Genomic DNA, 12,746 nt, shown 5'->3' on the forward strand with positions numbered 1-12,746 from the left:
CGGCTAAAAGCGCGACCGTTTCCGGACAAATTGCCCAAAACGCTCCCGGTGGACTCGGAACGTATGAGGCGGTGATGGGGTTTGCCTTAACTACGGTTGGTGCACCGTGGGATGTGGCGTATATGGCCGCGGTGTTGACACATGCGTTTAAATTTCTGTTTTCTTACGCCGCTGGTGCCGCGGTATTGTGGTTTTGGCGGTCCGACTGGCAAGCGGTGCGGAGCGTATGGAGAAAGGAAAGGGAGAGGCGATGAAAGAAGCGTCACGATTCGAAAAAATGGCGGCGCGCTGCTGGAATTTGCTGAATGAAGGAAAGCCGTTCACGCCGATTTTTGTCGTGGGAACGATGAGCATCTACCATGCCGCTGATTTGATGGGCGGCCATGCATGGACATGGCTGATTGGCCTGACGGCGGTGCTGCCGTTGTTTGTTGTCTATTATGTGTACGATTATCCACTGTTTTTGCGCAATTATTTATGGATCCCTTATGTCGTGTTTCTCATCGTTTGGTCGTTCGCTGATGCGTCGTTGTTGTTGTTGGCGTCGGGGCTTTACTTTTTCTTTACCGTCTTTTTTTGGGGAACGCTTTATTACCATTTGCGCATCGGCACGTCGTGGTGGAATTTCACCCGCTTTTGGAAGCTGGTGCTGAAAAACAGCGATTCGACAAGCGGCAACGCCCAAGAGCAGCTGCCAAAATGTTTTCTTCTTTTGTCTGTATGGGAATACGCTTCGCGGCAGATCGATCAAGGAGCGGCTTTGGCGCCGCTGTGCGGGGCGCTTTGGCTGTTTGCCGCTGGGGTGTGGCTGTTTTCATGGATTTTGCATCGGAATTTGTTCGACTGGCAGCCGGAGATCATTCCGACTTATACGAACAATGTGCCGAGTCCAACCGTGCCGATCAGTGACAAAGTGTATGTCATCGTGATTGATGGGATGCGCAAAGACCGGTTTGAAGCGGCCAACGCCCCGTTTTTGAAACGGTTGCGCGCTCAAGGGACGGAATTTGCGCAAATGGAGACGGTCTATCCGGCGCGCACGGTCGTTTGCTTTACATCGATGTTGACGGGCACGTATCCGTTTGAGCACGGCATTCGCTCGAATATGGTATGGAAGCTCGGAGCGAAAGTGGAAACGATCTTCGACTCGCTCCGCAAAGTAGGGAAAACAGGCCGCTTGCTTGGCATCGCTCATTTGGTCGATTCGTTCGGAGATGATGTCGAAACGGTGACGGCCGTCATGCCTAACGAACTAGCTGACCGCTATATTATCGAGCGGGCGAAACGCATTGTGGAAGAGCAGCACCCGGACTTGCTTGTCGTGCAATTGATCGCCACCGACCAGACCGGCCATAGCCGCGGTGTGCTGTATGACGAGTATATCGAAAAAATTGAAGAAGCCGACGCGTTGATCGCGGAGTTTGTCGGCTGGCTTGAGGAACGGGGCGAGCTCGAGCGCGCGACATTGATTGTCTGCGCCGACCATGGCCAAGCGGATGGCATCGGCGGCCACGGCCACCTCGATGAAGGGGAGCGGTATGTGCCGTTTTTTTTATACGGCCCGGCGATTGAAGCAGGAAAACGAGTCGATGAGAAAAAAAGCCTCGTTTCGCTGGCGCCGACGATCGCCTATTTGCTTGGTGCGCCGTATCCGAGCCATAGCCGCGGTCCGGTTTTGATCGAAGCGATGCGAAAGGAGGAGAGCGATGAAGAAGCAGCGCGTCATCGTCTTTTTGCCGGCGCACAATGAAGAAGAAGCGATTGGGGAAGTGATTCGCCGCATTCCGCGTCATTTCCATCCCGATGTAGAGGTCAGCGTCTTGGTCATTGATGACGGGTCGACCGATCGGACTGCTGAAGCGGCGCAAGAAGCGGGAGCCGATTACATTTGCCGCTGGCCGGAAAACCGCGGCCTCGGGGCGGCGGTGCGGCGAGGGCTTGAAGAGTGTGTCCGTCTTGGCGCGGATATCGGCGTGATGATCGATGCCGATAACGAATATCCGCCGGAACAAATTCCTGACCTTTTGGCGCCGATTTTCACCGGTGAAGCGGACTATACGATCGGCTCGCGCTTCCTTGGCACGATTCGCGGCATGAAATGGCACCGACGCCTCGGGAATTATTTGTTCACGTGGCTGCAGTCGCTCCTTCTCGGCCAGCGGTTGTATGACGGGCAGTCGGGGATGCGCGCGTTTTCCCGCCAAGCGATGGAAGAGGCGGAAATCATTCATGATTACAACTACGCCCAAGTGCTGACGCTCAATTTAGTGCGCAAAGGGTTTCGCTTGAAAGAAGTGCCGATCCGCTATCAAGTGCGGACGACCGGCCGCTCGTTCATCAAGTTCACCGCCTATATAACCGCGGTCATCCCGGCCATCTGGAAGGAAATGCGCCGCCCGGTCAAAAAAGCTGTCATTGACCCCAAAGCGCATGTGCTTTCTTTGGAGCGGGAGCGCCATTGTTCGTGAGGCGGCCGCATCTGGCCGCCGGCCGTTTTTTTCTATATTGACAACGATGGTGATAATGATTATCATTGATCTTGATAGGAGGAGCAGAAACGTGAAAACATCCCGTTTCTTTTTTTACATAGCAGTGATCATTATTCTCAATCTCATTCCGCTGAAAGTGTTCGCTTATTCGTATGGAGATCCGAACAAAGAAGCGGTTGCTGAGGCGTATAAAGAGATGAAAGAAAAGTTGAACGAGCAGCCGCCGAACTTTGCCGCAGCGAAGGAAATTTTCGGAACCATAAAAGAAGAAATCGACATGCATATGGGACCTGAGCCGTCCAAGGCGGTGCTTGCAGCCATCGAAGCGAAGGACCGCCAGGCGGTGATCAAAGACATGGAAAAAATTTTAGTGCTCAATATCGCCCGACGTTTGGACAATATTGAGGCGAACTTTGATCAGTACGACACGAGCAAGCGGCTGTTGGCGAAGGCGTTTGCGACGTATGAAGCGCTGTCGCCGATCATCCAAGGGAAAGACCCTGCGCTTGACAAACAGCTGCGCACCGAGTTTGACAAGGCGCTTCAGTCGCTTGGCAACCCGGGGCTGTTCGGCGTCGGCGAGAAAAAGTCGGACATCGATACATTTAAGAAAAGCAAAGAAACCATTTTAACGGTGTTGCAAAAACAATTTGGTCTAGAAAGTTTAGAAGTTGGCCATTTTTCGGACAGCGCCATCGAGAAGCCAGATGAGGTACGAAAAAAAGAATGGACTGATTTGTCCAAAGCAAAAAACTGGATTCCGCTCATTGTCATCGTTGTCGTGGTTCTCGGCGCGGCCCTCATTTATGTGCGGCGTCGGAAGCGGGCTTAGTCCAAATATAAAGGGGAGGCGGAGACATGGAAGTCCAAGCGCTGCTCATTACGTTTCGCGAAGCGCTGGAAGCGCTGCTTATCGTCGGCATCATTACATCGTATTTGAAACGGGTCGATCACCGCGAATACACGAAGTACGTATGGCTTGGTGCTGGTTTGGCCGTGTTGGCGAGCATCGGCGCGGCCATTTTGTTCCAAGTCGTGTTCACGGGATTTGCCGCGATGGGCAGTGAAATCTACTTAAAAATCGGCATCATGATCGTCTCCGCGTTGCTTTTGACGCAAATGGTGTTTTGGATGGCCGAGCATAGCCGGGACATGAAAAAAAACGTCGAAGGGAAAATGGACCAGTTTATTACCGCCGGCAATGTCGCCGGCATGGTCATCCACTCGTTTTTAGTCGTGCTGCGCGAGGGAGTGGAAACGGTCTTCTTCTTCGCCGCGATTACGCATGGCAACATCGGCGCGGCCATACAAGGCTGGGGGGCGGCGACAGGAATCGCCATTGCCGCTTTGGTCAGCTACTTCTTCTTTAAAGGAACGATGCGCATTCCGCTGAAAACGTTCTTTAAAGTGACTGGAGCCTTTATCGTCTTGATCGCCGCCGGGTTGCTCGTGCAAGCGATTTCGATGATGCAGGACATTGGCCTCATTGGCAGCGTCATGCCGCACGTATATGATTTGACATGGCTGCTTCCAGAACATCCGATCGATTACGAACATTACGTGCGCGATCATGGCGTCGCCCCCGTCTTTTCCGGCGAAGTCGGCGTCTTTTTAAAAGCGCTGTTTGGCTATTCAGCGATGCCGTCGCTTGAAGAAGTGATCGCCTATATCGGCTACTTCGTCGTCGTGTATTTGTTGGTGGCGAGCCGCCGCGGTCAAAAGAGCGCTGTGGTCGAGAAACCGCCGGCTGCCGCGTTGGATGAAAATAAAAAACGCGTCATGTAAACGTACAAGGCTGCAGCGCCTTGTACGTTTTCTTTGGAGGGGGACACGGTGGACAAACGGTTCGGCGACCGCTTTTGGATTGGCTTTGGTGTCGGAACGGCCGCTTGGTTGGTTGGCGCCTGTTTGTATTGGGCGAGCCCGTATGCGGCCACATGGGATGAAGTTGATTTTGCTTTGGCGCTTAGGCGCTATGATGTGTTGGCCATGCAGCCGCATTTCCCGGGCTATCCGTATTTTATTCTTGGCGGCATGGCAGTGCACGCTCTGGTCGCCAATCCGGCCAAAGCGCTTTCGATCTTGAATGTGCTCGTGTTGTTTTCCGCCGTCTTTCCCATCGTTTGGCTGCTCGCTCGCCATATGCCGCGTTCAGCGGCGCTATGGGCGGCGCTTTCGGTGCTTTCTTCAAGCTACGTGCTCCTTGCCGCCGCCAGACCGATGTCGGACGGCGCGGCGCTTGGCGTGCTTTGGTGGTACATATGGGCGGTGGAATGGGCGCGGCGGCGAACAACATGGATGGCGCAGCTTTGGCCGGCTGCGTTGTTTAGCATCCTCATGGGCATCCGTTTGTCTTATGCCCCGTTTGCTGCCGCGTTGTTGATCCTTTGGCATGAAGACTGGGAAACGCACCGCCGCCTCGGCCGCGTGGCGGCATCGCTGTTGGCGGCGGCCGCCTTTCAATTTGTTTGGGTGGCGGCGGTCGCGGCGACGGAAGGCGGCCTTTGGCCGTTTTTCAAGCTTGGATGGGCGTTTGTCGTCGGTCATTTCAGCGACTGGGGGGGAACGGCGGCGGCGAGCCCGCTTCCATTTTGGGAGCGGGTGTGCCGCTTTGTCCTTGACAACTTTCTTTGGACCGGCATGGCCAGCCGAAATGCTTGGCTGCTGGCTGCCTATGCAGTGGTCGGCGCCATCGCCTGGCGCACTGGGCCGTTTCGGCTGCCGCGCCCGCTTGTCGTTTCCGCGTTGCTGTATGCTTTGTGGGCGCTTTTCGGACAAAACATTGACAAGCCGCGTCATCTCCTTCCGCTCGTTCACATTGCGCTCGTTTTCGTGTGGGGGCGCGTATTGGCTGCACCGCGATCATGGAAGCACGTGTTGGCGGCGGCGGTTGTGCTGCTGCAGTCTACAATCGGCATCGGGCAGCTGCGCGAGCAGGCAAAGACGCCGCCGGCAGTGTATCAGCTTGCGGACGATTTGCGTGACAAACGGCAGCCGTTTGTGGTATATACGTGGGAAGAGACGCGCGTCCTAGACTATTTGAACGTGCCCTTTCCACATAAAGACGTGCTCCATTTTTCCTTCTTTTTGCAAGACAAAGAAAACTACCGCCATGCTACGATATATATGACCAATCACGTTGTCCAAGGGTTCGAGGCTCAAGGGATCGATGTTTCCCGCCATGTGCGCAAAGTGAAAACGTATCGTTCCAGTCTGCTTGCTGATCCAGTGTATGGGACGATTACGCTGTACGAATGGGTTGATGGAGCAGTGAGGTGATGGCCAATGAACGAGCGGCTGAAAGAAAAGCTGGCCGTGCTGCCGGAACAGCCGGGCTGCTATTTGATGAAAGACAGACACGGAACGGTCATTTACGTCGGCAAAGCGAAGTCGCTGAAAGCGCGCGTCCGCTCGTATTTTACCGGGACGCATGACGGCAAGACGCAGCGGCTTGTTGAGGAGATCGCTGATTTCGAATACATCGTCACCTCGTCAAACGCCGAGGCGCTCATTTTGGAGATGAATTTGATCAAAAAGCATGATCCGAAATACAACGTCATGCTGAAAGATGATAAAAGCTACCCGTTTATTAAAATCACCGCGGAAAAGCATCCGCGCCTGCTTATCACCCGCAAAGTGAAAAAAGACGGCGGCAAATATTTCGGCCCGTATCCAAACGTGCAGGCGGCGAACGAAACGAAAAAGCTGCTCGACCGCTTATATCCGCTCCGCAAATGTTCGACGCTGCCTTCGCGCGCCTGTTTGTATTACCATATGGGCCAATGCCTTGCCCCGTGCGTCCACCCGGTGTCGGACGAACAAAATAAGGCGATGGTTGAACAAATCGTCCGCTTTTTAAACGGCGGGTATGAAGACGTGAAGCGGGAGTTGGCCGAGAAAATGCACGAGGCGGCGGAAGCGCTCGAGTTTGAACGGGCGAAAGAATACCGCGATCAAATCGCGGCGATTGAGATGACGATGGAAAAGCAAAAAATGATGCTCAACGACTTCATCGACCGCGATGTATTCGGCTATGCGTACGACAAAGGCTGGATGTGCGTGCAAGTGTTTTTCCTTCGCCAAGGGAAGCTGATTGAGCGCGACGTGTCGATCTTCCCGCTTTACCAAGACCCGGATGAGGAAATGCTTACGTTTTTGGGTCAGTTTTATGCGAAAGCGCATCATTTGAAGCCAAAAGAAGTCGTCCTCCCGTCCGACATTGACGGCGAGCTCGCCCGCGAATTGCTCGGCGTTGCCGTCGTCCAGCCGAAAAAAGGGAAGAAAAAAGAGCTTGTTGAGCTGGCGAGCAAAAACGCGGCCATTGCTCTGAAAGAAAAATTTTATTTCATCGAGCGGGACGAAGAACGGACGATCAAAGCGGTCGAACGTCTCGGAGAGCGTCTTGGCATTCCGGCGCCGCGCCGCATCGAGGCGTTTGACAACTCGAACATTTACGGGGCCGATCCGGTCTCGGCGCTCGTCGTTTTCCTCGATGGCAAGCCGGCGAAAAAAGAATACCGGAAATATAAGGTGAAAACGGTCGCGGGGCCGAACGATTATGAAACGATGCGCGAAGTCGTGCGCCGCCGCTATACGCGCGTGTTGAAAGAAGGATTGCCGCTTCCTGATTTGATCATCATCGACGGCGGCAAAGGCCACTTGTCGGCGGTGCGGGATGTGCTCGAAAACGAACTTGGACTGGATGTGCCGCTGGCTGGATTGGCGAAAGACGAAAAACATCGCACATCAGAGCTTTTGGCCGGCGACCCGCCGGATGTCGTGCCGCTTGACCGGCAAAGCCAAGAGTTTTATTTATTGCAGCGCATCCAGGATGAAGTGCATCGGTTTGCCGTTATGTTTCACCGAAAGACGCGGCAGAAAACGATGTTCCATTCCGTGCTTGATGACATCCCCGGCGTCGGGGAAAAGCGGAAAAAAGCGCTCTTGAATTATTTCGGCTCGGTGAAAAAGATGAAAGAGGCGACGGTGGAAGAGTTGCAGCGGGCGAACATTCCGCGAGCGGTGGCGGAGAAAATCTATGAAAAACTGCATGAATAATGGCTGAACGGGCGCCCGTTTTGCGAGCGGACGCCCGTTCTTTGCCTGTCATTCGATCGCCTGCTTCCGATCCCATTTCACCAAAATGCGCGCTTTGCCGTCCCGCTTTGGCGGCAGTTCGACCGCTTCGGTGACGAACCGCTTTTGTTGTTCGATTTGCTGGGCGAGAAATCCCGCCTCAAGCTGGAACGAGCAGCTGCCGTACAAGGAAAAGCGGGCGGCGATGATGGGGCCCGACAGCTCGATATATAGTTCGTCGTTTCGCTCTTCGCCGGTTGATAGCTCCCCCCAGCCCGCCCGTTCAAAAAATACGGCGACGTCATCGAGCGTTCCGAGCGGATAGCGCCGCGCCAGCTGTTTGCCGGCCCAGTACAGCAGCGAAGCGGCATCTTTGCCAAGCAGCTCGGGAAGAAGCGAATGGCGAAGCAGCTCAGCCCCGAATGCGGAAAGCGCAATCGACCCAAACATTTGATATTGGTCCTCTAATGGTGGCTGTTTCATCGTTTTCCCCTCTTTCTATCCATTTCCCCATTATAGCTGAATTGCTGCCGGAGTGCATCCTCTTTCCTAAGGTGGCGCAACTATGAGAATGTTTGAACATTTTGTGTCAGTGTTTTCTTGACGCTTGTACAATGTGGGAGTACAATGAATGTGACAAGCGAATAGGGGAATGGAAGACGTTTCCGTTTCCGCATGGCGAGCGAGAGGGACATATTTTTTATTCAATTGAAGGGGGTTTACATAATGGCAGGGAATCGCGAGTTTTACTATCGCCGGCTCCATTCGCTGCTGGGGGTTGTTCCCGTCGGCATCTTTTTAGTGCAGCACTTGGTCGTCAACCATTTTGCGACCCGTGGGCCGGAAGCGTTTAACCGGGCGGCGGCGTTTATGGAAAACTTGCCGTTCCGCTATTTTCTTGAAATTTTTGTTATTTTTCTTCCATTGTTGTTCCACGCTGTATACGGCATTTATATCGCGTTTACAGCCAAATTCAACACTCGCCAGTACGGCTATTTCCGCAACTGGATGTTCATGCTTCAGCGGATCACCGGCATCATTACATTGATTTTTGTCGTCTGGCATGTGTATGAAACGCGGGTGCAGGCTGCATTCGGCGCCGAAGTGAACTACGACATGATGGCCAACATTGTCGACAATCCGTTTATGCTCGGATTTTATATTGTTGGAATCTTGTCCACGGTCTTTCACTTCGCCAACGGCTTATGGTCGTTCTGCGTCAGTTGGGGATTGACGGTGTCCCCTCGTTCGCAGCAAGTATTTACGTACATTACGATGATCATTTTTGTTGCGCTTTCGATTGTGGGCATTCGCGCCATTTTGGCGTTTGCGTGAAATCAATTTGACGGGGAACGACGTCGCTTCTAAAAAGGAAGCGGTTGAAGTCACTTAGGTTGGTGTGAGATCAATTCGACGACGAATCGTTGCGTTGGCCCGCGGTGGATCACGTCTCAGCCGCCTCCGAACGATCGCTTGGTCGATGGCGGGCCGGCAAGGCAAAACGTGCGGCATGCAAGCAAAAGCAGCAATCTATTAGGGAGTGAGTAGCTATGAAAAAAGGGAAAATCATCGTTGTTGGCGGTGGGTTGGCCGGTTTGATGGCCACGATTAAAATCGCCGAAGCGGGAGTGCCTGTCGAGCTGTTTTCGCTCGTTCCGGTAAAGCGTTCTCACTCCGTCTGTGCCCAAGGCGGCATTAACGGAGCGGTCAACACGAAAGGGGAAGGCGACTCGCCGTGGGAGCATTTTGACGACACCGTCTATGGCGGGGACTTCTTGGCGAACCAGCCTCCGGTCAAAGCGATGTGTGAAGCGGCGCCGGGGATCATTTACATGCTCGATCGGATGGGCGTCATGTTCAACCGGACGCCGGAAGGGTTGCTTGATTTCCGTCGTTTCGGGGGGACGCAGCATCACCGGACCGCCTATGCTGGAGCCACGACCGGGCAGCAAATTTTGTATGCACTTGATGAACAGGTGCGCCGCCATGAAGTGGCCGGGCTCGTCACGAAGTACGAGCATTGGGAGTTTTTAGGCGTCGTTTTGGATGACGAGCAAATTTGCCGCGGCATCGTCGCACAAGATTTGCGGTCCATGGAAATCAAAGCGTTTCCAGCCGATGCCGTCATTTTGGCGACCGGCGGCCCGGGGATCATTTTTGGGAAATCGACGAACTCGGTCATCAACACTGGTTCAGCGGCTTCGATCGCCTATCAGCAAGGCGTTTACTACGCGAACGGCGAGTTCATCCAAATTCACCCGACCGCCATTCCGGGCGATGACAAGCTCCGCCTTATGAGCGAATCGGCGCGCGGGGAAGGCGGACGCATTTGGACGTATAAAGACGGGAAACCGTGGTACTTCCTTGAGGAAAAATATCCGGCTTACGGAAACTTGGTGCCGCGCGACATCGCCGCACGGGAAATTTTCCACGTCTGCGTCGATTTGAAGCTCGGCATCAACGGCGAAAACATGGTGTATTTGGATTTGTCACATAAAGATCCGAAAGAGTTGAATGTTAAGCTCGGCGGCATTATCGAAATTTACGAGAAGTTCATGGGCGAAGACCCGCGCAAAGTGCCGATGAAGGTGTTCCCGGCCGTTCACTACTCGATGGGCGGCTTATGGGTCGACTATGACCAAATGACGAACATCAAAGGGTTGTTTGCTGCCGGCGAGTGCGATTATTCGATTCATGGCGCGAACCGCCTCGGGGCAAACTCGCTTCTGTCGGCGATTTACGGCGGAATGGTCGCCGGCCCGAACGCCGTCCGCTACATCCGCGGCCTCGAGAAATCGGCGGATGCGATGCCGTCGACGTTATACGACAGCTATGTGAAACGGGAGCAGGAAAAATGGGAGAACATTTTGGCGATGGACGGCACGGAAAACGCCTATGTGCTGCATAAAGAGCTCGGTGAATGGATGACAGCGAACGTGACGATCGTCCGCTACAACGACCGGCTGCTCAAAACGGATGAAAAAATTCAAGAGCTGATGGAGCGGTACAAAAACATCAGCGTCACCGATACGTCGAGATGGAGCAACCAAGGAGCGACGTTTATCCGCCAGCTGTACAACATGCTGCAGCTTGCCCGCGTCATTACGCTTGGCGCTTACTATCGCAATGAAAGCCGCGGCGCGCACTACAAGCCGGAGTTTCCGGAGCGCAACGACGAAGAATGGCTGAAAACGACGATGGCCCGCTACACGCCAGATGGTCCGGCGTTCCATTATGAAGACGTTGACGTCTCGTTGATTAAACCGCGCAAGCGCGACTACAGCAAAAAGAAAGAGGAAGTGAAGTAAGATGAGCGAGAACAAAACGGTTCGTTTGATCATCACGCGCCAAGATCGTCCGGATTCTGCGCCGTATGAAGAGGAGTTTGTCATTCCGTACCGCCCGAACATGAACGTCATTTCGGCGCTCATGGAAATTCGCCGCAATCCAGTCAACGCCAAAGGGGAAAAAACGACGCCGGTCGCTTGGGAAATGAACTGTCTGGAAGAAGTATGCGGAGCCTGTTCGATGGTCATTAACGGCAAACCGCGCCAGGCGTGCGCCGCGCTCATTGACAAACTCGAGCAGCCGATCCGCCTTGAGCCGATGCGCACATTCCCTGTCATCCGCGACTTGGTCATCGACCGGAGCCGGATGTTTGATGCGTTGAAGCGAGTGAAAGCATGGATTCCGATCGACGGAACGTACGACTTGGGCCCGGGGCCGCGCATGCCGGAGCGGAAGCGGCAATGGGCGTACGAGCTGTCAAAATGCATGACGTGCGGCGTCTGCCTTGAAGCGTGCCCGAACGTCAACAGCAAGTCGAACTTTATCGGCCCGGCGCCGCTGTCGCAAGTGCGGCTGTTTAACGCCCATCCGACCGGGGCGATGCATAAAGCCGAACGGTTGCGGGCGATTATGGGCGACGGCGGACTGGCCAACTGCGGCAACTCGCAAAACTGCGTGCAATCGTGCCCGAAGGGCATTCCGTTGACGACATCGATCGCGGCGTTAAACCGCGAAACGACGATTCAAATGTTCCGCGATTTCTTTGGCAGCGACGAAGTGTAGCGGCAGAATCAAAATCCCCTTCATTCGAACAGACATGAGGGGGATTTTTTGTTTTGCTAGACAAGCGGCAGCCAACCGTCTCCGGCGAATCGAAAGATAAAGAAAAAAAAGACCCATTTTTCTATTAGATAAGCAAATTTTCGTCACCGCCGCTCTTGCTCTCACATACGATATGGCGAGGAAATACCCATCCGGCAGTTCGGGCCCATTGAGAGCAAGGAGGGTTACAACCGTTGAAGGACAAATCGTTTCAATCGAAGCCGCTTTTGACAAAAAGAGAAAAAGAAGTCTTCGAATTGCTCGTGCAAGACAAGACGACGAAAGAGATCGCCAAAGAGCTGTTTATCAGCGAGAAAACGGTCCGCAACCATATTTCGAATGCGATGCAAAAGCTTGGGGTCAAGGGGCGCTCGCAAGCTGTCATTGAATTGCTTCGAATGGGCGAACTTGAACTATAAACGATGCCGGCTTTCCTTGTTGGACAGCCGGCTGTTATGTTCCCTTGCGGCCGGACGAGGCTTGGCGCCCGTCCGGCCTTCGTCCGCGGCGGCCGCCGCATTTTTTTGTTGATTATCTTTGCCGGTGTTGTAAAATGAAAAGTAAGAATAGCTGTCGACGCAAGCCGCCGTTTGAGGCTGGCCGCGGAAACGATCAAGGAGAGATGGTATGCCGTCTGCGATGAATGAAAGAACGGTCGCCGAGTTGGAAAAATTGCTTCGCTATATCGCCGCAAATTTGAAACAGCGCGGCCGTGAAATTTTAACCAACTATCCGATCACCCCACCGCAATTTGTCGCCCTGCAGTGGCTGCTTGAAGAAGGGGACTTGACGGTCGGCGAGTTATCGAACAAAATGTATTTGGCGTGCAGCACGACGACCGACTTGGTCGACCGCATGGAGCGGAACGGACTTGTCGCCAGAGTCCGCGATGAACACGACCGCCGCGTCGTCCGCATTCGCCTTCTTGAAAAAGGGGAGCGCATTATCGAAGAAGTGATTGAGAAACGCCAGCGCGATCTGGCCAATGTGCTGGAAAGCTTTTCAGACGAGGAAATCGTCGTCTTTGAGCGTTGTTTGCGCAAATTGCATCAAGAAATGACGAAAGAATGA

Annotated in this window: 12 protein-coding genes and 1 pseudogene; 12 read left to right on the forward strand and 1 reads right to left on the reverse strand. The window is 53.9% G+C overall.

Features of this window, described 5'->3' with window-relative positions; all coding sequences use genetic code 11:
- Positions 1–2: 2 nt before the first annotated feature.
- The 7 genes and pseudogenes from GC56T3_RS04425 to uvrC form a co-directional block, all read left to right on the forward strand.
- Positions 3–254, forward strand: a pseudogene (locus GC56T3_RS04425) (UPF0104 family protein); the annotation flags it as partial.
- Positions 251–1,750: an alkaline phosphatase family protein gene (locus tag GC56T3_RS04430; RefSeq protein ID WP_013144560.1), complete on the forward strand. Its 1,500-nt coding sequence runs from the start codon at positions 251–253 to the stop codon at positions 1,748–1,750. The pseudogene GC56T3_RS04425 and the gene GC56T3_RS04430, both read left to right, overlap by 4 nt.
- Complete coding sequence (locus tag GC56T3_RS04435) at positions 1,707–2,468, forward strand: glycosyltransferase family 2 protein (RefSeq protein WP_013144561.1); 762 nt, start codon at positions 1,707–1,709, stop codon at positions 2,466–2,468. The genes GC56T3_RS04430 and GC56T3_RS04435 overlap by 44 nt, the downstream gene beginning before the upstream one ends.
- 91 nt (positions 2,469–2,559) lie before the next feature.
- Positions 2,560–3,321, forward strand: coding sequence for a hypothetical protein (locus GC56T3_RS04440; protein WP_013144562.1), 762 nt, complete (start codon positions 2,560–2,562; stop codon positions 3,319–3,321).
- A gap of 26 nt (positions 3,322–3,347) precedes the next feature.
- A complete protein-coding gene (locus GC56T3_RS04445; protein WP_013144563.1) occupies positions 3,348–4,274 on the forward strand; it encodes an FTR1 family protein in 927 nt (308 codons plus the stop codon).
- A gap of 48 nt (positions 4,275–4,322) precedes the next feature.
- The gene (locus tag GC56T3_RS04450) at positions 4,323–5,768 is read left to right on the forward strand and encodes a hypothetical protein (RefSeq protein WP_013144564.1); all 1,446 of its coding nucleotides are present in this window, start codon (positions 4,323–4,325) and stop codon (positions 5,766–5,768) included.
- Positions 5,769–5,774: 6 nt separating this feature from the next.
- The gene (gene uvrC, locus GC56T3_RS04455; protein WP_013144565.1) at positions 5,775–7,547 is read left to right on the forward strand and encodes an excinuclease ABC subunit UvrC; all 1,773 of its coding nucleotides are present in this window, start codon (positions 5,775–5,777) and stop codon (positions 7,545–7,547) included.
- Positions 7,548–7,595: 48 nt separating this feature from the next.
- On the opposite strand, the gene GC56T3_RS04460 is transcribed toward uvrC, so the two are convergent.
- A complete protein-coding gene (locus GC56T3_RS04460) occupies positions 7,596–8,048 on the reverse strand; it encodes a YslB family protein (RefSeq protein WP_013144566.1) in 453 nt (150 codons plus the stop codon).
- Between the two features lie 243 nt (positions 8,049–8,291).
- Here GC56T3_RS04460 and GC56T3_RS04465 point away from each other — a divergent pair, with 243 nt between their 5' ends.
- The 5 genes from GC56T3_RS04465 (at position 8,292) to GC56T3_RS04485 (ending at position 12,746) form a co-directional block, all read left to right on the forward strand.
- Positions 8,292–8,900 (forward strand): succinate dehydrogenase cytochrome b558 subunit, encoded by a 609-nt coding sequence (locus GC56T3_RS04465; protein WP_013144567.1) that lies wholly within the window; start codon positions 8,292–8,294, stop codon positions 8,898–8,900.
- A gap of 215 nt (positions 8,901–9,115) precedes the next feature.
- Positions 9,116–10,873 (forward strand): succinate dehydrogenase flavoprotein subunit, encoded by a 1,758-nt coding sequence (sdhA, locus tag GC56T3_RS04470; protein WP_013144568.1) that lies wholly within the window; start codon positions 9,116–9,118, stop codon positions 10,871–10,873.
- A 1-nt stretch (position 10,874) separates the two neighbouring features.
- Positions 10,875–11,636 carry a succinate dehydrogenase iron-sulfur subunit gene (sdhB, locus tag GC56T3_RS04475; RefSeq protein ID WP_011232145.1) on the forward strand — a complete coding sequence of 254 codons (762 nt, stop codon included), beginning with the start codon at positions 10,875–10,877 and terminating at the stop codon, positions 11,634–11,636.
- Between the two features lie 233 nt (positions 11,637–11,869).
- Positions 11,870–12,094, forward strand: coding sequence for a response regulator transcription factor (locus GC56T3_RS04480; RefSeq protein WP_008881129.1), 225 nt, complete (start codon positions 11,870–11,872; stop codon positions 12,092–12,094).
- Between the two features lie 208 nt (positions 12,095–12,302).
- A complete protein-coding gene (locus tag GC56T3_RS04485; protein ID WP_013144569.1) occupies positions 12,303–12,746 on the forward strand; it encodes a MarR family winged helix-turn-helix transcriptional regulator in 444 nt (147 codons plus the stop codon).

The sequence above is a fragment of the Geobacillus sp. C56-T3 genome (assembly GCF_000092445.1).
In the GTDB taxonomy this organism is placed as follows: domain Bacteria; phylum Bacillota; class Bacilli; order Bacillales; family Anoxybacillaceae; genus Geobacillus; species Geobacillus thermoleovorans.